The 20,011-nt window shown below is 68.2% G+C and carries 24 protein-coding genes; 10 read left to right on the top strand and 14 right to left on the bottom strand.

Annotated features, from left to right (window positions below):
* Positions 1-25: 25 nt before the first annotated feature.
* Positions 26-751, top strand: a complete 726-nt coding sequence (locus LT965_RS13925; protein WP_232701458.1) for a zinc ribbon domain-containing protein — start codon at positions 26-28, stop codon at positions 749-751.
* 53 nt (positions 752-804) lie between these two features.
* Here the strand turns inward: LT965_RS13925 and LT965_RS13920 are convergent, their stop codons facing one another.
* A complete protein-coding gene (locus tag LT965_RS13920) occupies positions 805-2,097 on the bottom strand; it encodes an amidase (RefSeq protein ID WP_232701457.1) in 1,293 nt (430 codons plus the stop codon).
* Between the two features lie 73 nt (positions 2,098-2,170).
* Positions 2,171-3,598 (bottom strand): short-chain fatty acid transporter, encoded by a 1,428-nt coding sequence (locus tag LT965_RS13915; RefSeq protein ID WP_232701456.1) that lies wholly within the window; start codon positions 3,596-3,598, stop codon positions 2,171-2,173.
* Positions 3,599-3,811: 213 nt separating this feature from the next.
* Between LT965_RS13915 and LT965_RS13910 the strand changes: the two genes are divergently transcribed.
* From LT965_RS13910 to LT965_RS13900, 3 genes are all read left to right on the top strand, one after another.
* Positions 3,812-5,047, top strand: coding sequence for an MFS transporter (locus LT965_RS13910; RefSeq protein WP_232701455.1), 1,236 nt, complete (start codon positions 3,812-3,814; stop codon positions 5,045-5,047).
* Positions 5,048-5,222: 175 nt separating this feature from the next.
* A complete protein-coding gene (locus tag LT965_RS13905) occupies positions 5,223-6,602 on the top strand; it encodes an MATE family efflux transporter (RefSeq protein WP_232703591.1) in 1,380 nt (459 codons plus the stop codon).
* Positions 6,603-6,675: 73 nt separating this feature from the next.
* On the top strand, positions 6,676-7,353 hold the full coding sequence (locus LT965_RS13900; protein ID WP_232701454.1) for a phosphoglycolate phosphatase: 678 nt from the start codon (positions 6,676-6,678) through the stop codon (positions 7,351-7,353).
* Positions 7,354-7,356: 3 nt separating this feature from the next.
* Here LT965_RS13900 and LT965_RS13895 read toward each other — a convergent pair whose 3' ends face one another.
* Entirely contained in the window at positions 7,357-7,677 is a 321-nt protein-coding gene (locus LT965_RS13895; RefSeq protein WP_232701453.1) for a DUF5789 family protein, read from the bottom strand.
* A 134-nt stretch (positions 7,678-7,811) separates the two neighbouring features.
* On the opposite strand from LT965_RS13895, the gene LT965_RS13890 reads away from it, so the two are divergent.
* Positions 7,812-9,017 carry a plastocyanin/azurin family copper-binding protein gene (locus LT965_RS13890; RefSeq protein WP_232701452.1) on the top strand — a complete coding sequence of 402 codons (1,206 nt, stop codon included), beginning with the start codon at positions 7,812-7,814 and terminating at the stop codon, positions 9,015-9,017.
* A 48-nt stretch (positions 9,018-9,065) separates the two neighbouring features.
* Here the strand turns inward: LT965_RS13890 and LT965_RS13885 are convergent, their stop codons facing one another.
* A complete protein-coding gene (locus LT965_RS13885; protein ID WP_232701451.1) occupies positions 9,066-9,812 on the bottom strand; it encodes a ribonuclease H-like domain-containing protein in 747 nt (248 codons plus the stop codon).
* Positions 9,813-9,892: 80 nt separating this feature from the next.
* Between LT965_RS13885 and LT965_RS13880 the strand changes: the two genes are divergently transcribed.
* Positions 9,893-10,210, top strand: coding sequence for an EthD family reductase (locus tag LT965_RS13880; RefSeq protein ID WP_232701450.1), 318 nt, complete (start codon positions 9,893-9,895; stop codon positions 10,208-10,210).
* Here LT965_RS13880 and LT965_RS16595 read toward each other — a convergent pair.
* The 6 genes from LT965_RS16595 to LT965_RS13845 all read right to left on the bottom strand — a co-directional run bounded on the left by LT965_RS16595 (position 10,207) and on the right by LT965_RS13845 (position 13,696).
* A complete protein-coding gene (locus LT965_RS16595; protein ID WP_269782693.1) occupies positions 10,207-10,851 on the bottom strand; it encodes a helix-turn-helix domain-containing protein in 645 nt (214 codons plus the stop codon). The genes LT965_RS13880 and LT965_RS16595 overlap by 4 nt on opposite strands.
* 242 nt (positions 10,852-11,093) lie before the next feature.
* Entirely contained in the window at positions 11,094-11,258 is a 165-nt protein-coding gene (gene paaE / locus LT965_RS13865; RefSeq protein ID WP_232701449.1) for a 1,2-phenylacetyl-CoA epoxidase subunit PaaE, read from the bottom strand.
* On the bottom strand, positions 11,255-11,656 hold the full coding sequence (gene paaD / locus LT965_RS13860) for a 1,2-phenylacetyl-CoA epoxidase subunit PaaD (protein ID WP_232701448.1): 402 nt from the start codon (positions 11,654-11,656) through the stop codon (positions 11,255-11,257). The genes paaE and paaD overlap by 4 nt, the downstream gene beginning before the upstream one ends.
* The gene (gene paaC / locus LT965_RS13855; RefSeq protein WP_232701447.1) at positions 11,653-12,435 is read right to left on the bottom strand and encodes a 1,2-phenylacetyl-CoA epoxidase subunit PaaC; all 783 of its coding nucleotides are present in this window, start codon (positions 12,433-12,435) and stop codon (positions 11,653-11,655) included. The genes paaD and paaC overlap by 4 nt, the downstream gene beginning before the upstream one ends.
* Positions 12,435-12,755: a 1,2-phenylacetyl-CoA epoxidase subunit PaaB gene (paaB, locus tag LT965_RS13850; protein ID WP_232701446.1), complete on the bottom strand. Its 321-nt coding sequence runs from the start codon at positions 12,753-12,755 to the stop codon at positions 12,435-12,437. Before paaB ends, paaC begins: the two co-directional genes overlap by 1 nt.
* A gap of 2 nt (positions 12,756-12,757) precedes the next feature.
* Positions 12,758-13,696, bottom strand: coding sequence for a Phenylacetic acid catabolic protein (locus LT965_RS13845; RefSeq protein ID WP_232701445.1), 939 nt, complete (start codon positions 13,694-13,696; stop codon positions 12,758-12,760).
* Between the two features lie 83 nt (positions 13,697-13,779).
* On the opposite strand from LT965_RS13845, the gene LT965_RS13840 reads away from it, so the two are divergent.
* The gene (locus LT965_RS13840; RefSeq protein WP_232701444.1) at positions 13,780-14,415 is read left to right on the top strand and encodes a helix-turn-helix domain-containing protein; all 636 of its coding nucleotides are present in this window, start codon (positions 13,780-13,782) and stop codon (positions 14,413-14,415) included.
* Positions 14,416-14,521: 106 nt separating this feature from the next.
* A complete protein-coding gene (locus LT965_RS13835; RefSeq protein ID WP_232701443.1) occupies positions 14,522-15,250 on the top strand; it encodes a flavodoxin domain-containing protein in 729 nt (242 codons plus the stop codon).
* Positions 15,251-15,331: 81 nt separating this feature from the next.
* On the opposite strand, the gene LT965_RS13830 is transcribed toward LT965_RS13835, so the two are convergent.
* Positions 15,332-16,507 (bottom strand): FAD-dependent oxidoreductase, encoded by a 1,176-nt coding sequence (locus LT965_RS13830; protein WP_232701442.1) that lies wholly within the window; start codon positions 16,505-16,507, stop codon positions 15,332-15,334.
* Positions 16,508-16,592: 85 nt separating this feature from the next.
* Between LT965_RS13830 and LT965_RS13825 the strand changes: the two genes are divergently transcribed.
* Positions 16,593-17,249, top strand: coding sequence for a helix-turn-helix domain-containing protein (locus LT965_RS13825; RefSeq protein ID WP_232701441.1), 657 nt, complete (start codon positions 16,593-16,595; stop codon positions 17,247-17,249).
* Between the two features lie 56 nt (positions 17,250-17,305).
* Positions 17,306-18,073, top strand: coding sequence for an enoyl-CoA hydratase/isomerase family protein (locus tag LT965_RS13820; protein WP_232701440.1), 768 nt, complete (start codon positions 17,306-17,308; stop codon positions 18,071-18,073).
* A 140-nt stretch (positions 18,074-18,213) separates the two neighbouring features.
* On the opposite strand, the gene LT965_RS13815 is transcribed toward LT965_RS13820, so the two are convergent.
* The 3 genes from LT965_RS13815 to LT965_RS13805 all read right to left on the bottom strand — a co-directional run bounded on the left by LT965_RS13815 (position 18,214) and on the right by LT965_RS13805 (position 19,954).
* Positions 18,214-18,570, bottom strand: a complete 357-nt coding sequence (locus LT965_RS13815) for a DUF7344 domain-containing protein (RefSeq protein ID WP_232701439.1) — start codon at positions 18,568-18,570, stop codon at positions 18,214-18,216.
* Positions 18,571-18,746: 176 nt separating this feature from the next.
* Positions 18,747-19,262 carry an Lrp/AsnC family transcriptional regulator gene (locus LT965_RS13810; protein WP_232701438.1) on the bottom strand — a complete coding sequence of 172 codons (516 nt, stop codon included), beginning with the start codon at positions 19,260-19,262 and terminating at the stop codon, positions 18,747-18,749.
* A 125-nt stretch (positions 19,263-19,387) separates the two neighbouring features.
* Positions 19,388-19,954 (bottom strand): GNAT family N-acetyltransferase, encoded by a 567-nt coding sequence (locus LT965_RS13805; RefSeq protein WP_232701437.1) that lies wholly within the window; start codon positions 19,952-19,954, stop codon positions 19,388-19,390.
* Positions 19,955-20,011: the final 57 nt, after the last annotated feature.

Genomic DNA, 20,011 nt, shown 5'->3' with positions numbered 1-20,011 from the left:
CGGGTAGTGTCGTGTTGGTGACTGTATGCCGTACTGTTCGAGCTGTGGAGCCGACGTCGACGCGAGCAACGCGTTCTGCCAGTCCTGCGGTGATTCGCTGGAGGCAGACGCGACAGACGGGAGGGGAACAGCGAGCGGAGCAGACCCAAACGGGCAGACCCACCGGACCACGGCCCCACCGGGTCGTCAGGCGACCGGGGACGGCCCGTTGCGACTGGGGTTCGTCGCCGGCGTCGGCGCCTTCGCCGTCGGCTACCTGTTCACGTACGTGAGGAAGTCGGGAGAGGCGCTCGACGCCGTGGGGAGCCTGTCGTCGCAGCTCTCGTCGGCACCCGAACCGTGGCAGGCCGTCGGCTGGGTGTTCATGGCGATGCACCACGTCACCATCGAGATCACCGGGTCCTCCGGGTCGCGGACCATGTCCGAGACACTGACCGCAGGGGCGCTCGAGGAGCAGTGGATGCTCGCCGTCCCGGTCCTGGCGCTGGTCGCTGCGGGGTACTGGGTAGCGACGCGGACAGCCCAGCGCCCGAACGTCAGCGGTGCGAGAGCCGGGGCGACTGTCGTCGCCGGCTACCTCGTCTGCGCCGTCGCCGTCGCGTTCCTCTCGAAGTGGGCGCTGACCACGACGATGTTCGGCGAGTCAGTCTCGATGTCCATCGCTCCGAAGTTCATCGAGTCCGTCATCGTCGCGGGCGTCGGCTACCCGATCGTGCTCGGCGCCATCGGCGGCGTTCTCGGCGAGTCCTGACGAAGCCGGATTTCTCGACGCGCTTCTCTGCGGACGAACCGACGACCAGGAGTTCAGCCGTCACCCAGCACGTCTGCGAGGTCCGCACACCACGCCAGCAGTCGTTCGTCGTCGCCGAACCGACCGGCGAACTGGATGCCGACCGGCAGGTCGTCTAGCTCGCCGGCCGGCAGCCCGACCACCGGAACGCAGGCGTGCGTCCACGGCACGTCCATCACGGGGTCGCCAGTCGAGTCGATTCCCTCCGGGGCCGGCCCCGGCGCCGACGGTGCGACCCAGGCGTCGACGCCCGTCTCGTCCATCGCCTCCGCGAGGCGGTCCCGGAGCGCCCGGCGGCCGTTCCGGCAGTCCACCAGCCGTCCGACGGAGACGTCGCGGCCGTCGGCCAGTAGTCCGGCGGTGCTGTCGGCGTACTGGTCGCCGTAGTCGGCGTACAGTTCGTCGTGTGCGAGGGCTGCCTCCCCGGCGACCATGTCGTCGTGGCGCTCGTTGACGGACGCGATGTCCGCCAGCGCGTCCGTCCGTCGGACCTCGTAACCGGCGTCTCGCAGGTCCTCCAGACGCGCCTCGAAGTGCGCCAGCGTCTCGTCGTCGGCCTGCGAGAGGTACGCGTCGTCCGGGACGCCCAGTACTGGCTTCTCGTCCGGGGAAACGTCCTCGAACTCGTCGTAGAACACGGGCGCCGCGTGACGCGCACCCGCGACGTCCTGCGTGAAGTAGCCGGCGTGGTCGGCAGACTCCGAGACGGGGAATATGCCGGACATCGGAACGCGGTCGTAGGTCGGTTTCACGCCGACGATGCCGCAGAACGCAGCCGGCCGGACGATGGAGCCGTACGTCTGTGTGCCGACCGCCAGCGGCGTCACGCCCGCGGCGACGGCGGCCGCGCTCCCCGAGGACGACCCGCCCGGCGTGTGCCCGAGGTCGTGGGGGTTCCGGGTCGGCCCGGGTTCGAAGTAGGCGAACTCGGCGGTGACCGTCTTCCCGAGGACGAGCGCGCCGGCGTCCAAGAGGGCGGTGACGACGTCGGACTGCGGGCCGGCGAGGGCCTCGGGCGGCACCGACGACCCGGCGTGCGTCTCGAAGCCGTCGACGTGATAGATGTCCTTCACGCCGACCGGGACCCCGTACAGCGGTGGTCGGTCGCCGTCGACGTACTCGTCTTCGAGCGACTCCGCCGCACCGAGGACGCGGTCGCGCCGCCCCTCCTCCGGGAGGAACGCGTGGACGTCGTCCTCGGCGGCCTCGAGTCGGTCGAGCGACGATTCGGCGTACTCCGTCGGCGTCGTTCGACCCTCGTGCAGGTCGGCGATGGCGTCTGCGAGCGGGTTGGTGTGGACTGTCATGGTGTATCGAGAGGCAGCGGAGGAGTTTCAGTTCGTGGGTCGGTGAACCCACGGACGGGGAACGGAGGGACCGTCAGTACGGCAGGAAGTACAGGCCGACCGCGAACACGGGCGTGAGCACGAGCAGGATGACCATGGTGTACCCGAGGATGTCGCGAGCCCGCACCTTCGTCAGGCCGAGCAGCGGAATCGCCCAGAACGGCTGGAACATGTTCGTCCACATGTCGCCGGTGCCGTAGGCGATGATGGCCTTCCCGGGTGCGACGCCGAGTTCGATGGCAGCGCCGCCGATGATGCCGCCGATGATGCCCCACTCGCCGCCGCCGCTCGGGACGAAGAGGTTCATCACGCCGCCGAGCAGCCACGCGATGACGGGGAACGTCGCCGGGGTCGCCACGTCGAGGAGCGCCTCGGCGATGAGGTTGGAGAGACCGGAGCCACTGATGATGCCGAGGATGCCGGCGTAGAACGGGAACTGCAGGATGATCCCGGCGGCTCCCTCGGTCGCGTCCCGGATTGCTTCCATGTACGCCGACGGCGTCTTGTGGAGGAACAAGCCGAGCGCGATGAAGATGAAGTTGAAGAGGTTGAGGTCGAGCGCCTCGCCGATGGTGCCGACCTGCGCGAGGTAGTCGACGATGTAGACGAGCATCCCGAACCCGATGAGGTACGCGATGATGCGGCTGTCGTTGATGCGGTCCGCGGGGGTGACCTGGTCGATGGGGTCGACCTCGGTCGTGCCACCGTCGGCCTGCGGCTCTGGGTCGGTCGACTCGGAGAGTGCGTCACCCTCCGTCTCGTCGATGAGGCTCGGAGCGTACTCCTCGATGCCGGTGGCGTTCTCCTCGTCGGGCGCGAGGTAGTACAGCGTGATCGTCACCGTGATGAGCACCATGACTGCGAGTCCGAACGCGTAGATGGTGAACACGGACTCCGAGAGCGGAACGACGCCGATAGTGTCGATGAACGGGTGGTCGTCGGTCGCGGACAGCAGCCCGGCGCTCGAGGACGGGCCGACGTGCCAGATGACCTGGCTCGTGTAGCCCGCGGCTGCGAGTAGCGGGTAGTGGAACGTCTTCCCGCGCTTGTGGCCTGCGCGAGCCACGAAGATGGCGAAGATGGCGCCCACGATGAGGCCGACGCCCCAGTGGAAGTAGCCGCCGATCATGCCGACGACGCCGGTCGCTGCCGCCGCCTGCGCGTTGTTGTCCGGCCACGACGCGAGACGGTCGAGGTAGTTGCTGACGAAGTCGGAGTCGGCGACCGCGTACCCCGTCACGAGGATGAGCACCATCTGCATCGCGAACGTGAGCAGCGTCCAGAAGCCGCCGTACCAGTTCCGGACGTTCTCGACGGGCCCGTCGGGGGTCGCGAGGTTCGCCGCGATGTAGGCGATGATAGTGAGCAGCACCGCGAAGAGGAACGGGTTCGGTACCCACTTCTCGGACCAGTTGGCCATGCGATTTCCGAATGCCTGTACACGACTGCGGGATGTTGCCATAGGGCGCACACTATACCAATATGTGATAAATGCTTGGGTAGAAGTCACATACTCTCGTAATTCGCTGACACCTGCTGGCGAAACGAGAGCGAAACTGACCAGGCGTCCGGCCAACTTGAACGTTCGTCCAGATTCGTCGCACCGTCGTTCCCCGGCAGATGCTTTGGGCCGGACCCCAGATTCTTTCATCCCCCCACCGCGTAGCCGGCGCCGATGCGATGGAACCGTCGCCCGGACGTGTACGCTGGCTGGGTCGTCGTCACCGGCTGCTTCCTCGGGTCGTTCGTCGTCTTCGGTCTCTCGTACTCCTTCGGCGTGTTCTTCGAGCCAGTCCTCGAAGCGTTCGGCGCACCGCGTAGCACCACGTCCACCGCCTTCGGCGTCCAGACGGTGGCACTGTACGTCGGCGCCGTCGGCATCGGTGCGCTCGTGGACCGCTACGGCACCCGCCGCATGCTCGCCGCCGGCACCGTCGTCCTCTGTGGCGGGCTGGTCGCGACCAGTCGTGCGTCCACGCTCCCCCAGTTCGTCGCGGGGTACGGCGTCGTCACCGGTGCGGGACTGAGCGTCGTCTACGTCGTCGCGTACGCGACGCCCGCTCGCTGGTTCGACCGCCGTGTCGGCCTCGCCAGCGGACTCGCCTCGGCCGGCCTCGGCTTCGGGATGCTCGTCGTCTCGCCAGTCGCGACGGAGCTCGTCGCGCGTGTCGGCTGGCGGGACGCTCTCGTCGCACTCGCGGCCGGCGTCGCCGTCGTCCTCGCCGCCGCGACGGCGCTCGTCCGGGGGGAACCAGGTGCCGGTGAGGCGCCTGCGGCGGAGTTCCCGAACGGCGTCGAGCGCGCGGGCGACTCGGCGTGGCGCGACCAGCTCTCCGAGGTCGGTGCGGTCGCCCGGACGCCGACGTTCGCGCTCACGTTCGTCGGGTGGGCAGCCATCTACGGGACGCTATACGTCGTGCTCGTCAACCTCGTCGTCTACGGGACGGACCTCGGGATGACGCGGGAGACGGGGGCGACGGCGCTCGCGGTGCTCGGCGCGGCGAGCGCGGCCGGCCGCGTCGCCATCGGCTTCTTCGGCGACCGCCTCGGCCGGATCCGCGTGTTCGTCGCGTGCTCGGCCGCGATGGGCGTCTCCACCGTCGCGCTGGCGGGCGTGGGGACACCCCTCGAGCTCTGGGCGTTCGCCGCGGTGTACGGGCTCACCTACGGCGGCAACGGGGCACTGCTCGCACCCCTCACGGCTGACCTGTTCGGCCGCGCGAACATCAACGCCGTGTTCGGGCTGATCTCCGTCGCCTTCGCCTTCAGTGGGATCCTCGCGCCGTACCTCGCGGGCGTCGGGTACGAGGCCTTCGCGACCTACGACCCCGTGTTCGTCGCAGCGGGCGCCCTCGCGGTCGTGGGCGCGGTCGCCGTCGCCGCCGCCGACCGCGTGAGTACGGCTGGCTGAGGCCCGTGACGGGGACTCGCGGCTGTATCGGGAGTCGTTCTGGCGGCGACTAGCTACCCCGAAGCACCGACCGGATTCCATACGCCTTTCCCGGTCGGTGCCCGAGCCACGGGTACTCGTGGTCCCGAACCCGTTCAGTCGACTCCTCCGCGCCATCGGTCTCGCACTCGCGAGGATGGGGCTCATCTCCGAGCACCGGGCGCGTCGGACGTCCGAACTCGCGTGGCCGCGCATCGTCACCGGGGTCGCCCGGATGTCGAAGAGCGCCGCAGACGTGGCGATGGTCGGCGTCGCGCTCGGGAGCACCGCCATCGCAGGCGTCGGGTTCGCCGGGCCGTACTGGGGCGCCGCGTTCAGTATCGGCGGCGGCCTCGCGGCCGGCACCATCGCGCTCGTCTCCCAGCGCTTCGGCGCCGAGGCGTTCGGCGAACTCGGGCAGGCCATCCGGTCGAGCGTGGCGCTCGTCGTCGCGGTGACGGTGCCCGTCGCCGCGATCTTCTACCTCTACCCCGTCTCGCTCATCTCGCTGCTGACCGACGACCCCGTCGCCGTCCGGTACGGCGCGGACTACCTCCGCGTGCTCGCGTTCGGCGTGCCGTTCGCCGGGCTGAACCTCATCGGCAGTCGGGCGCTCATCGGCGCCGACGACTCGTGGACGGCGATGGTGCTCCGCGGGAGCGGCGCGGTGGTGAACGTCGGCCTGAACGCCGTGTTCATCTTCGGCCTCGACATGGGCGTCGTCGGCGCAGCGCTCGGGACGGTCGTGAGCAACGTGGTCGTCGTCGCCGCGTTCGCCGTCGGCCTGACCCGGGGCCGTCTCCCCGGCGTCGGCGCGTTCCCGGTCACCGTCTCACCGGTCGGGAGCTACTGGCACTGGGAGACCTGCCGCGACGTCGTGGAGATCGGGCTCCCGGTCGTCGGGCGGAACTCCGTCTGGACGGCCGCGCGGTTCCCGCTGCTGGCGTTCGTCGGCCTGTTCGGGTCGCCGGTCGTCGCGGCGTACATCGTGACGCGGCGCATCCTCGGCATCATGAACACCCCCGGCTGGGGGTTCGGCCTCGCGGCGTCCAGTCTCGTCGGCCAGGAACTCGGCCAGAACGACGAGACGACGGCGGCCTCCTACGGCCGCGAGATCGTGTTGTTCTCGGTCGCGACGTACGTGCTGTTCGCGGGCGTCGTCGCGGTGTTCGCCCGCGACATCGTGGTCCTGTTCGTCGAGTCCCCGAGTGACCCGAGCGTGCCGATAGCGGTCGGGATGGTGTACGCGGCGGCCGCGGCGGTGATCCCCCAGGGCGTCAACGCTGCCTCGGCTGGGGCGCTGGACGCCACGGGCGACACGCGGTGGCCGTTCTACGGACGCGTCCTCGGCATGTTCGGCCTCGCCATCCCGCTGGTCTACCTCGGCGCGACGACCCAGCTGGGCATCCTCGGCATCTACCTCTCGTTCTTCGCGGAGTCCGGGGTGCCCGCGGCGGTCAACTACTACCGCTTCGCGACCGGGAAGTGGAAGGCCATCAGCCGGAGTTATCGGCCGGACGCCGCGGCCGACGACTGACGTCCGCTACGCCGGCACAGGCCGCCTCCGCGAACCGCTACGCCCTTTAGGAACGGACACGTTCGACGCGCACATGGTCGCGCCGCTCGCCGTCGACATCGACGGCACGCTGAGTCGCGAGGACCGCTCCATCGACAGTCGCGTGATGGACGTGCTCCGGGAGTGGGACGCACCAGTCGTCATCGCGACTGGAAAAGCCCTCCCCTACCCCATCGCGCTCTGCCAGTTCGTGGGCATCGAGGAGTGCGTCGTCGCGGAGAACGGCGGCGTCGCGTACGTGGACGACGAACTGTTCTACTTCGGGGACCGGGAGGGCGCGGACGCGGTCGCCAGGGAGTTCCGCGCCGCGGGCTACGACATCGGGTGGGGCGAGTCGGACCTCGTGAACCGCTGGCGGGAGACGGAACTCGCGGTGAGCCGCGAGCAGCCACTGGACGTGCTCACGGAGATTGCGGAGCGACACGGCCTGAGCGTCGTCGACACCGAGTTCGCCTACCACGTCAAGGAGACCCAGATGAACAAGGGCGCCGCGCTCCCGACGGTCGCCGGGGAACTCGGCTACGAACCCACCGACTTCGTGGCGGTCGGCGACTCCGCGAACGACGTGGAACTGTTCGAGGCGGCGGGGCGGTCCTACGCCGTGGCGAACGCCGTCGACGCGGCGAAAGCCGCCGCGGACGTCGTCGTCGAGGAGACCTACGCGGACGGGTTCCTGGCGGCAGTCGAGCGGATCCGCGAGCGCGCCGCGTAGCGGTCAGCCGACGAGCGAGCGGAGCCACGAGACGAACCCGCCGCCGGCCCGGCGCTCGCGCTCGAACTCGTCGTGGAGTTCGTCGAGCAGGTCCCGCCGCGACGAGAACTGGGTGCGTGCGGTCCGCTCGACGGCGGCCGACAGGGAGACGTCGTGGCCGTTCGGCCCGCAGGGGATCTCCGGGTCGCCCAGAGCCACGACGACCTCCTCGGGTGTCGCCGGGAAGGAGAGGTCGGCGTCACGGAGGTGGTCGTCGACGACTGCGATGCCGAACGCGTTCGGTTCGGGCGGGTCGTCGTCGCCTACCGGTGGGCGCGCTGCCATGGTCGGCGGTAGTGAACTGACCGTCAAAAATCCACGGTACTCGCGGCAGTGCCGCTCGCGACGGCGCGGCGTTCCACGCCGGAGAACGTGTCGACCCCCAGTACATATTTACGGTCTCACTCGTACGCCAGCGCATGGAACGACGGGAGTTCGGATATCTGGCAGCGCTGGCGGTTCTGCCGGGATGTTCGAGCACGGTCAGCGACGGACCCACGGGAGGAAACGAGAGCAGCAACGGGGGAACAACTCGGGAACGCAGCGACCTGCCGGGTCTCGGTGAGGACGGCATCGAGAACGTCGACGCGTTCGTCGACGCACAGCGAACGGCTGCCAGGGAGACGTCACACACGACCGCGCTCACGCAGACCGCCCACGACACGTTCGAGGACGGATTCCAGGCACTCGAACTCCGCGCAAAGTACGACCCTGCCACGGACCGCCTCTACTTCCGGCGGTGGTGGCGCTACCCCGACGGCGAGCGGAGTGGACGAACCGAGCGGTACACGGACGGCTCCGAGGCGGGCGAGCGAACGTATGACAGCGACGACGAACCTCGTCTGCGGTCCATCTCGCCGTCGACGGTCGAGGAGCGCTATACCGGCGTCCGGGAGACCGTCCGGAACCTGCTGGAAGCCCTGGAGTACGGGCCGCTCGAGGACGTGTCTGGCGAAGGAGACGCCAGCTATCGGCTCCCCATCACGGGACTCCGTGACGCAGAAGCCGTGGAAGCCATCCGGGACGTGGGGTCCGGAGACCTCCTGCTCACGGGGACCGGGATGGTCCAGTCGGTCGAAATCGAGAACCTCGTCGAGGACGCCGGCGACGGTCGGCGTTCGGACCTGGAGATGGCGGTGACGAACATCGGAGAGACGTCGGTGAGCGAACCGGAGTGGTTCGGAGACGTCCCCGAGACGACGACGACGTCAGACGGGGGTGGCGAAGGCGGGGACGGCGGCGACGGAGACGGTGGATCCGTCGAAACCACCGAGACGACGACAACCACCGAGACGACGACAACCGTCGAGAGTACCCCCGTCCAGACCATCGAGGGGTCAGACTACGACGCCATGGTGGTTGTCGGTCCCGGTGGAGAGCACCGGTTCGAACCCGAGACGCTACGCATCGAACCCGGAACGACCGTTCGGTGGGTGTGGGATTCAGACAACCACAACATCAAGCCGGAGGATCAACCTGCTGGCGCGAACTGGGACGGATTCGCCGAGTTAGCGACCAGCGGCACCGAGTACGAGTACACCTTCGAGGTGGAGGGAGCCTACGAGTACATCTGTGAACCCCACGCCAGTATCGGGATGGTGGGCGAAATCATCGTGGAGTCGTAGTACCGACTGCGCCGTCGAGAATCGGGTCGTCGGAGAACTGCTCGCCGGTCAGCAGTGCGGTTCGAAGACGTGTTCGTGGAGGCGTCCGGTGACCGTGTCGAGTAGCGTCTCGAGGTTCTGTGCGTCGTAGCGGTTGTACTCCACGAGGCGATCGAGGGCGGCCTCGTCGCCGGACTCGTAGCGGTGCCAGAGGCGCACGGCCTCGCGTCCGTCGACGTCCATACCGCCGCGGTCGATGCCCAGGTCGCGTTCGACCTGCTTCAGGCCGCCGTCGAGGTCGAGGCGCTTGCAGAGGTACATGAGGTCGAGGTGCGGCGCGTCGAACGAGCAGTCGAAGTTGTACTCGAGGAACGGCGCGTCGAAGCGCTTGCCGTTGAACGAGACGAGCAGCGACGCGTCCAGGAGCTCGACGAGGTTCTCGCTCGTCAGGTCGTGGCCCTGGACGAGCGTCGTCGTGTCGCCGGCGTGGTGGACGCTCACGGTGGTGACGTCGCTGGCGCGCTTGTCGAGGCCGGTGGTCTCGATGTCGAAGAAGGCGACGTCGCCGGCGACGTTCTCGTAGAGGCGCCACAGGGTGTTGTTCGGGAAGACATCGGCGAAGTACCGGGTGTCGCCGGTGTCGAGTGCGGCCCGGGCCTCCTCAATGAAGGTGTAGATGTTCTCGGCGGTGGCGTCGCCGACGCCGGGACCGTCACCCGCGAACTCGTCCCAGTGGGTGACGCCGTGCTCCCAGAGGCGGCGTTCGGTCGTCTCCCCGACGCCCGGGGCGGGGAGGAAGGAGTTCTCGACGCGCATACCCATCTCTGGGAGTCCTCTGGTACAAAGGTATCGCGGTCCGACCAAAGAGCGAAGGCCCCCGCCCGCCCACACCCGCTATGGTGAAACTGGTCCAGTTGCTCGTCCGCCGCGACGACTACACGCACGAGGAGTTCGTCGAGCGCTGGCGGGGCGAGCACGCCGACCTCGCCGAGTCGCTACCGAACCTCCAGAAGTACACGACTGCAGTGCCCAACGACCCGGAGCGGTCGAGCCACGACGGCGTCGTCGAACTGTACTTCGAGGACATGGCGGCGCTGAGTGAGGCGTTCGACTCGGAGACCGGTCGGGCGGTCCAGGCCGACGCCGCCGAGTTCGCGGACGTGGAGGCAGGGGAGACGCTGTACGTCGAGGAGCGTGTGGAGTTCGAGGCCTAGTCGAGGGCGTTCTCGACGAGCGTCGTGATGCCCCGACGCAGGCGCTCGCTGACCGCCTGCGTGGAGACGCCGAGGTCCTCGGCGAGGTCCGACAGCGACGCACGGCGGGGGACCTCGAAGTAGCCGGCAGCGACCGCGGCCTCGAGGGCTTCCCGCTGCTTCGCAGAGAGGCCGTACTCGCCGCCGAAGACGGCGTCGCTCTCGCCGTACACCCTGCGGAGGGTCACGTTCACGCCCTTCTGTTCGACGAGCGGCTGGTACTCGGAGAGACTCGCCCGGTCGGGGAATCTGAGGCGCGCCTCGATGCCGTCCGCCGAGGACGTGACGCCGAGACGGGACGCCTGCAGTCGGTCGTCGAGGGGGTACAGCGGCATCTCGGTACTGCCGCTGACCTGCACCCGGTAGAGTCGACGGTCACCGGCGTCCTCGACCAGCGTGATGGTCTCGACGGTGTCGTCCTCGTTCGTGGCGGCCGTCTCGAAGGCGTCGAGGTCACCACCGAACGCCCAGACGAACAGCACCGGGCGGTCCGGATCCGCCGCGACCGCCTGCTCGACGTCGAGTTGTACGCCCGTGGACTCGAGGGCGGACATGAGCGGCAGTCCAGCGTGCTGGAACGTGAACTCGGCGATGAGACTCATGACACGACGATTAGACCGCTCACTGATATATCGATTGGTCGTCAAAAGCGGCGGTCCAGAGGCAGTGGACGCCGCACCGGTGTCAGAGGCACGTCCACCTGCCGACCGAACGGTCAGCGGTGAACACTCGTGCAAACGACCCAGACTGTAGTGAAAGTACCCCTTTCTCAATCAGGTGTTTATATACTCGCCCTGCCGCCCATTCACTCTCACTGAACGCGCGGCGCCGCCTGCGACCACCCCTACCCGAACTGCTCGAACGGCTGGTCGCAGCCGTGGCAGTAGTGGATCGAACGGCAGAGTCCGGGCCCCTTCGGGTGTTCTCGCTCCGTCTCCGTCGAGCCACAGTACGGACACGCCGCGGGTTCGTCACTCGACGTCGTGGTGCTCGGGTCGAGACCCCTCATACACTCAGCCCGAACTCTCGAAGCTGTTCTCTGCCCGTCTCCGTGACCATCTCGACGGACCACGGTGGCGAGTACTGTATCTCGACGTCCGCGTCCCGCACGCCCGAAGCAGTGAGCGCAGCACACCGCACGTCGTTCGTGAGCATGTCCTTCGCCGGGCAACCAGTGTACGTCAGCGTCATCTCGACGGTCGCCGTCTCGGCCTCGACGCTGACGTCGTAGATGAGCCCGAGGTCGACGATCGACACCGGCATCTCGGGGTCCTCGACCTCGTACAGCGCCGCCCAGATCTCGGCCTCCGTCCCGGTCGCTCCCTCCCCGGTGTTCGGGAAGCCCGCCGGGACCTCGCCGTCCTCGTAGTCGGTGTACGCGCAGGCGTCGCCGGTCGGGGCGCTCACGCGTTCTCACCCCGCAGCGACGCCGGTTCGTCGAAACCGAGTTCGTGGTACGTCTCCGTGAATTCGGCGTGGAGCGCGTCCCAGTCGGCGGTGTGCGTGCCGTCCCGTCCGACCGCTTCCGGTCGATCCGTCTCCTCGGGGTCCGGCACGTCCACGTCGAGCGACTCGAGGTAGGGGACCACCTCGTCCAGCCAGTCCGAACGGAGGTCCGACAGCGAGCGCGTTCTGACGCCAGCGTCGACGATATCGCCCTCGTGTTCGGTAGGGCTGAACAGCGACAGCGCGTGTGGGAACAGTCGGTCGACGGCCGCTTGCACGCGGTCGTGTGACTCGCCGCTCCCGCTCAGGCGGTCGAGCCAGGACTGGGCGTGCTCGCGGTGGTACGTCTCTTCGCCCTGGACCTTCGGCACGCGGTCGGCGATGGGCTCGTAGGCGGAGTCTGCGAGCGCGTCGAGTCGCAGGCGCTCGGCGACGTCGTAGAGGTACCCCCGGACGACCGTGTCTGCCCAGTCGCCCTCGGGCGTCTCGAGTTCGACCAGCGTGCTGTGCCGGAAGTCCGCGGGGTCGCGCTCCCAGATGAGCTCCGACTCCTCGTACCCGAACTCCTCCTGGAGCAGGTCGTACCAGAGGCGCGCGTGGCCGAACTCGTCCTGTGCGATGTTCGCGAGCGCGAGGTCGGACTCCACCGTCGGCGCGTAGATCTGCCACTCCGTGTACCGCTCGGCGAGCACGAACTCGTCGTCCGCCAGCCGCAGCAGTTGGGCCTCGGCTGGCTCCATCAGATGTCACCCCGCTTCTGGGCGGCCTCCTCCTGTTCGGCCTCGCTCTCGGCGACCTCCTCGGCGAAACTCGCGTCGATGTTGTTGTACGTCATCGCCCACCGGTAGGCCTTGTCCGTCGTGCCGCCGAACGCCGCCTCGTCGGCGTCCACCTCCGCGATCTCGTCTTTCGGTGCGACCCACAGCGAGTTCGTCTGCATGCGACGGCCGTGCTGGATCTGCGCGAACATGAGCGCCATCTCACGGTCCGGCGCGTGGACGTTCCCGCAGTGGGTGTGCCGGCCCCCCGTCTTCTCCTGGCGGAACACTTCCCAGATCATGGTCAGTCGGCGGCCTGCGGGCTCCCCGCAGTGCCGGTCTCCCACTCGTCCATCGACTCGCGCACCCACGCGACGGCCTCGTGTCGCCGCCGCCGGCTGCCGATCTGTTCGTAGCTCCCCTCGTAGTCGTTCTTGGCGATGGTCCAGAACTCGTCCCAGTCGAGGTCGTCCTCACGGACGGCCATCGTGCCGTCGTCGCGCTCGAAGATGCGGGGGTACTCCGGAATCTCGAGGCCGTACTTCTCGGCCTTCGGCACGTACATGTTGAGGAACGAGTTGCGGAGTTCGTCGTTCGAGACCGTCTTCAGGCCGACCTGCTGGGCGAAGTCGTCGTGACGGGACTCGTCGTTCGTCGGGCCGAAGAACTGGAGGATACGGGGCCACCACACCTCGAACACCTCCTGCGTGCGCTCCTGGTTGGCCTTCGAGGACCGCATCAGTTCGCGGAGGATGTCCTCGCCGTGTTTCACGTGGAACCCCTCCTCGAAGCAGACCTTGTCCATCGCGTGGGCGTACGGCTCCCAGGACGTGTTCTTCAGCGTGGCCTGCCGTCGCATCGCGCCGCCGTCGACGAAGAAGTCGATCATCGGCGCCTCGTACCACGAGTCGACGGGGTAGTGGAAGCAGTTGAGGAACTTCCCGTCGCCCTCCTCGAGTTCCGTGAGCATCTGCTCCCGGGACTTCACGCCGAGGGTCTCAGCGGCGCGGTAGAGCAACTGGGCGTGCCCGATCTCGTCCTGGCACTTCGCGGTGCAGGCGAGTTTGCGGTCGAGCGAGGGCGCCATCCGGGTGAACGCCTTGTCGAGGTAGCCACCCATCACCTCGCTGTTGGCGTGGAACTGTATCATGCGCGTCGCGGCCTTCCGGTACTCCAACGGCAGGTCGTCGGCCGGGCTGAACTCCCGGGGGCCGGCACGCTCTTTGACCGTCTCGATGTCCATGTACGATAGTGAGGGTCACGCAGGGGTAGCTGTTCACCCGTCTATACGCGGGGTTGAAATACTACGGGGGCGAACGTGTTCCCGTGATCGAGGAGTGTCTGTTCGTCGAGTTCGGCGTCGAGGGCGACGACTGCCCGCTCGCAGACGCGACACGTGCGACCGGTGCGAGTGTCGACGCCCGCCCCCCACAGTTGCGCACCGACGGCTACGCGCTCCTCCAGTTCTCCTCGACGAACGGCGACGGCCTCGCGGCCGCCCTCGACGCCGACGACCGCGTGCGCTACCTCCACGTCGCGCGCGACGACGGCCGCTACACGTACCGCTGTCTCTCCAAACAGCCCTGTGTCCTCCACGAACTCGTCAGCGCGGGGTTCCTCGCGGACAGCCTCCACTACCGCGGCGGCGAGGCCCGATTCACGGGCGCCGTCGTCGGCCAAGAGGTGCTCCGCGGCGTCCTCGACACCGCCGGCGACACCGTCGGCGTCACGCTCGAACGAACCTACCCTATCGGCGACCGGAGCGACAGCCCCATCGCAACCCGCTGGGGGGTGACGCCCGCGCAGGCCGACGCTCTGCGCACCGCCTTCGAGATGGGGTACTTCGCGGTCCCGCGGGACGCCGACGCGAGCGAAGTGGCCGCGGCGCTGGGCGTCTCGAAGTCCGCGTTCCTCGAACGACTGCGCCGGGGACTGGCGCGCCTGCTCGGCGAGACGCTGTGACGCGACCGCCACGCCGGCATCCAGAGCGCCTCACCGGACAGCGCCGACCCCCCGCCGGCTGCTAACTTATCCGCGTCCACGGCGTACTCCCCGCCGGGACCACTCGATGACCGCCATACTCATCACGTACGGCACGGGCGAGGGACAGACCGCGAAGGTCGCGGACTACATCGACGCCGTGCTGAGCCAGCACGGGTTCGACGTGACGACGCTGCACGTCTCGGACGCGGGCGACGTCGAGGTCGGGGAGTTCGACGGCGTGCTCGTCGGCGGGTCCATCAACAACCGTCGCGTCCAGCCCGAGGTCGTGACGTTCGTCGACCAGCACGTCGGGGAACTCGCCTCGCGGCCCTCCGGGTTCTTCCAGCTCTCACTGGCGTCGGTGTTCACGTCGTCGTGGGCCCGCAACGGCGCCCAGCAGTACGTCGACGACCTCGTCCGGACGACCGGCTGGAACCCCGACGTCGTCGGCCTGTTCGCCGGCGCCCTGAAGTACACCCAGTACGACCGGCCGGAGCGCTGGCTGTTCAGGGTCGTGGCGTTCGTGCTCGGTCTCGGTAGCGACTCCTCGCGCGACTACGAGTACACCGACTGGAACCAGGTCGCACGGTTCGCCGAGGAGTTCGGCGACCACGTCGAGGCAGAGCGCGAGCGCGGGGTCCTGGCGGACCCCGGCGAGAGCGTCAGCGGGACGGCGCTCACGGTGCTCGCCCTCGCTGTCGTCGGCGCCGCCTACTGGGCGGTCAAGCGACGCGGCAGCCCCGGGGACCGCGTCACCGTCGAGGAGAGAGCGCCGGGCGAGTTCCCGGCAGGCGACGCCGAGATGGAGCCATAGCCACCACGGCGAGGCAGGCGGTCCAGAACGACCCGGCGCGGACAGCACGGACTGGCCAGCGGAGCGCCTTGCGGACCGTATTCAGGTCGGGGGGAGGGTCGTACCAGCAGCCCGCTGCCGACGGAACCGACGCAACACTCGCTGTGGAACGAGGCCGAGTGCGGCGTTCCGGGCGCGCGACACCAGTTCCGACTGCGTCGTTCCGAACCGACCGAGGCGGTAGGACTCGGCGCGAATCGAGTCGGCGCGTGACCGCCGTGCCGACTCGTACTCCTCGAAGGCCGACCCGGGGTCGTCGTGCGTGGCGAGTGCGTGCGCGAGCACCGGCCCGTCCTCGATCGCCTGTGCGGTCCCCTGACCCGCGAACGGAAGCATCGCGTGTGCGGCATCGCCCGCCAACACGACGTTCCCGCGGTGCCAGCGCGGCAGTGCTGGTAGGTCGCGGAGGTCGGTCGTGAACACCTGCTCCGGGTCGAGTGCCGCGATGACGCTGCTGACCGGTTCAGCAGCGTCGCCGAAGCGGTCCCCGAGGCGCTGGAGCGTCGCCCGGTCGTCGCCGTCCGGCGCGACTCGTTCCGGCGCGACGCAGAACCAGTAGAAGCGGTCGTCCTCGATGGGGGCGCCACCGGTGTTGCAGCCACCAGTCCAGACCTCGACGCCGCTGTGGGCGTGTTCGGGCGGGAGCGACACGTCCACGACGGCCCGGTAGACCACTCCGGGGAGGTGACGCTGCTGGGTGGTGGGCGCGACCGCCTCGCGCACGACGGAGTCGATGCCGTCTGCACCGACCACGACGTCCGGTGATGCGCGGGTGCCGTCTGCGAACGAGATGGTCGGCGACGTCGCGTCGGCTACCGCCACGCACTCCTTCGCGGTGTGGACGTCTGCGTCGAGGGAATCGAGGAGGATCCGCTGCAGGTTGGCGCGGTGGACGGAGACGAACCCGTGTCCGAACTCCGCGCGCTCGACCCGGTCGACGTCGAACTCCGCCAGCGGCCGTCCACTCGGTCCGCGAACCGTACTCCGACCGAGCGCCACGCCGGCCTCCCGGACACGGTCGGCGAGGCCGAGTCGGTCCAGAACCAGCATGGCGTTGGTCTGCAGGAGGATGCCGGCCCCGACCGGCCGGTACTCGGTGGCCGCCTCGTACACGGTCGGGTCGAATCCCCGTCGCTCCAGCGCCAGCGCGGTCGTCAGGCCACAGATGCCGCCGCCGACGACTGCCACGTCCACTCGCGTCGAGTCCTGTCTGCGCATGTGTCGAGGGAGGCCCTCCGAGTGCAAACGGAGACTGCGACTCATCTGCGGTTCTTTATTACTCGTCGCCGCCTGGGCTGGGGTGATGCGCTACCTTACGGCGCTCGTTCGGCCCGACAGTGGCGACCGGTTCCACCCACTGGGGGAGGACCTGGCCGCCGAGTCGGGCATCGAGCGAGAGGCCATTCACCACGTCGAACTCCTCGCCGACGGTGCGGTGTTGCTGTTCGCGGAGGGAAGTGGGGACCCGGACCGCTACGAGGCGGTCATGCGGGAGTCCCCATACGTCCGCGACTTCATGGTGGCGGGAGACGAGCGCTGGATGGCGGTGAGCCAGTTCGAGTCCACCGACGCGACCAGGAGGATGCTCGAAGTACAGCGCAGCACCGACGTGGTCATCGAGACGCCCATCCACGTCAACGACGACGGGTCGATCCGCGTCACGTACGTGGGCAGCGAGGCAGACCTCCGGCGACTGTTCCGTGACGCCCCCGCGGACGCCGGGGTGACTATCGAGGTGGTCGGAACGGGCGAGTACGACCCCGACGAGGGCCGACTCACGAGGCTGTTGACGGACCGTCAGCGTGAGGTGCTCGAGGCCGCGGTCACGGTCGGGTACTACGGCGCGCCGCGCCAGGCGACCCTCGACGACGTCGCGGACGCGGTCGGTATCGCTCCGGCGACCGCGGGCGAACACCTCCGGAAGGTCGAGGAACGCGTGTTCGATGCGCTCGTCGGGTGACCGGCGAGGACGCGGGAAGGTGGACAGTTAACACGGTCCGTCCAGAAGGACTCGCCATGCACACCGAGACGAGCGAGGGCGTCCTGCGCGTCACGTTCGACCGCCCCGAAGTGAAGAACGCGTTCACGACCGACCTCGCCGCCGAACTCGCGTCGACTATCGAGTCCGCCGACCCAGAGACCCACGACGCGATTCTCCTCACCGGGGAGGGCGACGCGTTCTCCGCGGGGGGCGACATCCAGTCGATGGCGGCGCGAGAGGAGGACGTCCGGGACGCCTACGAGCGCGTCGAGGGGACGTTCGGCCGACTCGCGGAGGCCGCGATGGACTCCCGCGTCCCCATCGTCGCTCGCGTGAACGGCGACGCCGTCGGCGCGGGCCTCGCGGTGGTCGCGCTCTCGGACTTCGCCTACGCCGTCCCGGACGCGACCTTCTCCTGTGCGTTCGTCCGCGTCGGCCTCGTCCCGGACACGGGCGGGAGTTTCCTGTTGCCCCGCCTCGTCGGCCTCCGGGAGGCGAAGCGCCTCGCGTTCACCGCCGAGTTCGTAGACGCCAGCGAGGCAGCGGACCTCGGCCTCGTCAACGAGGCGGTGCCCGCCGAGGAACTCGACGAGGCCGTGGACGCACTGCTCGACACGCTCCGCGAGCGTCCCACCAGGACCATCGGCGTCATCAGACAGGCGCTCCACGACAACCTCGGCCGCGAGTGGGGCGACGCGCTCGACCACGAGAACCTCCTCCAGAGCCAGGCCTACGACACCGACGAACACGCAGAGGGCGTGAGCGCGTTCCTCGAAGGCCGCGAGCCGGCGTTCCAGTCGTAGCAGTAGTCGGTTCCGAGGTGTCTCCACTCGGTGAATGTCCGGAGCCGAACCACGTGGACTGCACAAGAGATATCCGCACCGATCGGCGCACTCCATCTCGGGTCAGTACGACTCGTGGAGTGAACTTGGGCAGGCTGCGTTCAATCGTCTGTAGCGGGCGGTGCAAAGCCGTCGATGCGCGCCGCTTCGTCGATGAACTGGTCGTGCTCGTTCATCCCTTCGAGTTCGACTGAGTGCGTATCCGCGTCGAACGTGATGAGGCCGGCATCGGCGAGTTTCGGGAGGTGCATGTGACGGAGGGCAGTCCTGATGTCGCTGGGGGTGTCGTTGACGCCTGTCGCGGATGGGCCCGCCAGTTCGTTGGCGAGCATCGTCGTGAGGGTATCGATGGCGACTACCCCGGAGTTCTTCCTGAGGTAGTACAGCACGTAGCGCCGGTGGGGATGTGTCAACAGGTCGAACGTCTCGCCCAGCTCGCCCTGATTCGATGAGGCCATTGCCTACGTTCCGGGCCGAACCGCCTTAACGTCTTTTTCGCGATAATTCTACATAATTGATAATATCGAGCGGAGCCCGGTGATTGCTTGACTTCTCCAAGGAGGCCAGGGTTCAGTAGACGGGATAGCGCGACTAGGAGTTCAGCATTCCAACCAGTATTCCCACTTCGCCGAGGCTACTCCTCGGACGAACCGATTTCCTCACTCGTCTGGGCGTCCTCGCCGGCGAACTCCTGGTGGAAGTGGTTCCACGGCTGGATCCGCTCTTCGGCCAGGATATTGCTACTGATGATGTTGAGGCCCAGTTTGTCGAGCTGTTCTGTGCTCCGTTTCACCTCGGAGGTCGATTCGGCGACGACCTCGATGTGGAGGTTCTCCGTGCCGGACAGCATCTCCCGGACGTTGACGACACCCCGGACCTCGAGTGCTTGCTCGGCCAGCTCCGACCGTCGAGAGAGGTCGGTCGAACAGATGAACAGGACTCGCATCGGATAGCCCGCCTCCTCGTAGTTAATCTCCGGATTGTAGCCGGTGATGACGCCTCTCTCCTCCAGTTCCTTGATACGGTTGTGGACGGTCGTGCCGGTGACGTCGGTTTCGTCGGCGATGGCCGTGTCGGTGGCCCCACGAGCGTCTATCTGTAACAGGTGCAGGATACGACGGTCGAGATTGTTGAGCGGATTGTCGCTCATGTCAGTATATTCGTCGCCGAGTCAGATGAGTCGTTCGTCCAGACCGAACGCGCGGGGCCCGCCGCTGTGTCGAACGGCCGTTTCGAGCTCGATGCCGAACGAAGAACCCGTATCGGCGACGACTGCTAGACGTACTTCTCCACGATGTAGATTGCCTGTGGGTCGCCGAACGCCTCCCGGACCGCCTGGACGCGCTCGGGGTCGTGGCCGCCCGGTGCGACGTAGAACTTCTGCGTGCCGTCGTCGACGCGCTCGCGGAGAATCTCGAAGCCCAGGTCGACGTGGTTCTCGGGCACGTCCTCGGGGTGGAGACGGACGAGGATGCTCTCCGGTTCGTAGCCGTTCGCGAGGTAGAACTCGTCGACGTAGCCGCCCGCGGAGCCCAGACTCACGCGGTCGTAGCCGAGTTCGGCGGCAGCCGACTCGAAGGCGTCGAGGAGACGCGAGCCGACACCCTGTCGGGTGTACGCGTCGTCGACCGCGATGCCGACGAGTTCGACCGAGGTATCCGACCGCGCGCGGCCCGCCGTGAACCCGACGAGCGCGCCGTCGGCGTACACCCCGTGGAACAACTCAGGGTGGGTGTCGTACCAGTCGCGGACGACCGCCTCCTCGCGCTCGCCGGTTCGCTGGCAGAGCATCTGGTAGAGGGCGTCGAACTCTGCAGGTGGGGCGCGCCGGACGTCGACCATGCGGAACGTCGCGTCGGCCCGCGCAAAACCTCTTGGGGCTGTTCCGGGGCTACCCGT

Origin of the sequence: Halobacterium wangiae, from assembly GCF_021249345.1 — an archaeon.
In the GTDB taxonomy this organism is placed as follows: Archaea; Halobacteriota; Halobacteria; order Halobacteriales; family Halobacteriaceae; genus Halobacterium; species Halobacterium wangiae.
Note: the sequence above shows the minus strand (reverse complement) of the source record. Positions and strands in the feature narration are given on the sequence as shown.

What these genes read in the sequence shown, in the direction of transcription:
- LT965_RS13910 (WP_232701455.1), top strand. Translation starts at nt 3,812, where the DNA reads ATGCGATGGAACCGTCGCCCGGACGTGTACGCTGGCTGGGTCGTCGTC.
- LT965_RS13835 (WP_232701443.1), top strand. Translation starts at nt 14,522, where the DNA reads ATGACCGCCATACTCATCACGTACGGCACGGGCGAGGGACAGACCGCG.
- LT965_RS13815 (WP_232701439.1), bottom strand. Translation starts at nt 18,570, where the DNA reads ATGGCCTCATCGAATCAGGGCGAGCTGGGCGAGACGTTCGACCTGTTG.
- LT965_RS13900 (WP_232701454.1), top strand. Translation starts at nt 6,676, where the DNA reads ATGGTCGCGCCGCTCGCCGTCGACATCGACGGCACGCTGAGTCGCGAG.
- LT965_RS16595 (WP_269782693.1), bottom strand. Translation starts at nt 10,851, where the DNA reads ATGAGTCTCATCGCCGAGTTCACGTTCCAGCACGCTGGACTGCCGCTC.
- paaE (WP_232701449.1), bottom strand. Translation starts at nt 11,258, where the DNA reads ATGAGGGGTCTCGACCCGAGCACCACGACGTCGAGTGACGAACCCGCG.
- LT965_RS13880 (WP_232701450.1), top strand. Translation starts at nt 9,893, where the DNA reads ATGGTGAAACTGGTCCAGTTGCTCGTCCGCCGCGACGACTACACGCAC.
- paaC (WP_232701447.1), bottom strand. Translation starts at nt 12,435, where the DNA reads ATGGAGCCAGCCGAGGCCCAACTGCTGCGGCTGGCGGACGACGAGTTC.
- LT965_RS13885 (WP_232701451.1), bottom strand. Translation starts at nt 9,812, where the DNA reads ATGCGCGTCGAGAACTCCTTCCTCCCCGCCCCGGGCGTCGGGGAGACG.
- LT965_RS13895 (WP_232701453.1), bottom strand. Translation starts at nt 7,677, where the DNA reads ATGGCAGCGCGCCCACCGGTAGGCGACGACGACCCGCCCGAACCGAAC.
- LT965_RS13920 (WP_232701457.1), bottom strand. Translation starts at nt 2,097, where the DNA reads ATGACAGTCCACACCAACCCGCTCGCAGACGCCATCGCCGACCTGCAC.
- LT965_RS13925 (WP_232701458.1), top strand. Translation starts at nt 26, where the DNA reads ATGCCGTACTGTTCGAGCTGTGGAGCCGACGTCGACGCGAGCAACGCG.
- LT965_RS13825 (WP_232701441.1), top strand. Translation starts at nt 16,593, where the DNA reads ATGCGCTACCTTACGGCGCTCGTTCGGCCCGACAGTGGCGACCGGTTC.
- paaB (WP_232701446.1), bottom strand. Translation starts at nt 12,755, where the DNA reads ATGATCTGGGAAGTGTTCCGCCAGGAGAAGACGGGGGGCCGGCACACC.
- LT965_RS13830 (WP_232701442.1), bottom strand. Translation starts at nt 16,507, where the DNA reads ATGCGCAGACAGGACTCGACGCGAGTGGACGTGGCAGTCGTCGGCGGC.
- LT965_RS13845 (WP_232701445.1), bottom strand. Translation starts at nt 13,696, where the DNA reads ATGGACATCGAGACGGTCAAAGAGCGTGCCGGCCCCCGGGAGTTCAGC.
- LT965_RS13805 (WP_232701437.1), bottom strand. Translation starts at nt 19,954, where the DNA reads ATGGTCGACGTCCGGCGCGCCCCACCTGCAGAGTTCGACGCCCTCTAC.
- LT965_RS13915 (WP_232701456.1), bottom strand. Translation starts at nt 3,598, where the DNA reads ATGGCAACATCCCGCAGTCGTGTACAGGCATTCGGAAATCGCATGGCC.
- LT965_RS13905 (WP_232703591.1), top strand. Translation starts at nt 5,223, where the DNA reads ATGGGGCTCATCTCCGAGCACCGGGCGCGTCGGACGTCCGAACTCGCG.
- LT965_RS13890 (WP_232701452.1), top strand. Translation starts at nt 7,812, where the DNA reads ATGGAACGACGGGAGTTCGGATATCTGGCAGCGCTGGCGGTTCTGCCG.
- LT965_RS13810 (WP_232701438.1), bottom strand. Translation starts at nt 19,262, where the DNA reads ATGAGCGACAATCCGCTCAACAATCTCGACCGTCGTATCCTGCACCTG.
- LT965_RS13820 (WP_232701440.1), top strand. Translation starts at nt 17,306, where the DNA reads ATGCACACCGAGACGAGCGAGGGCGTCCTGCGCGTCACGTTCGACCGC.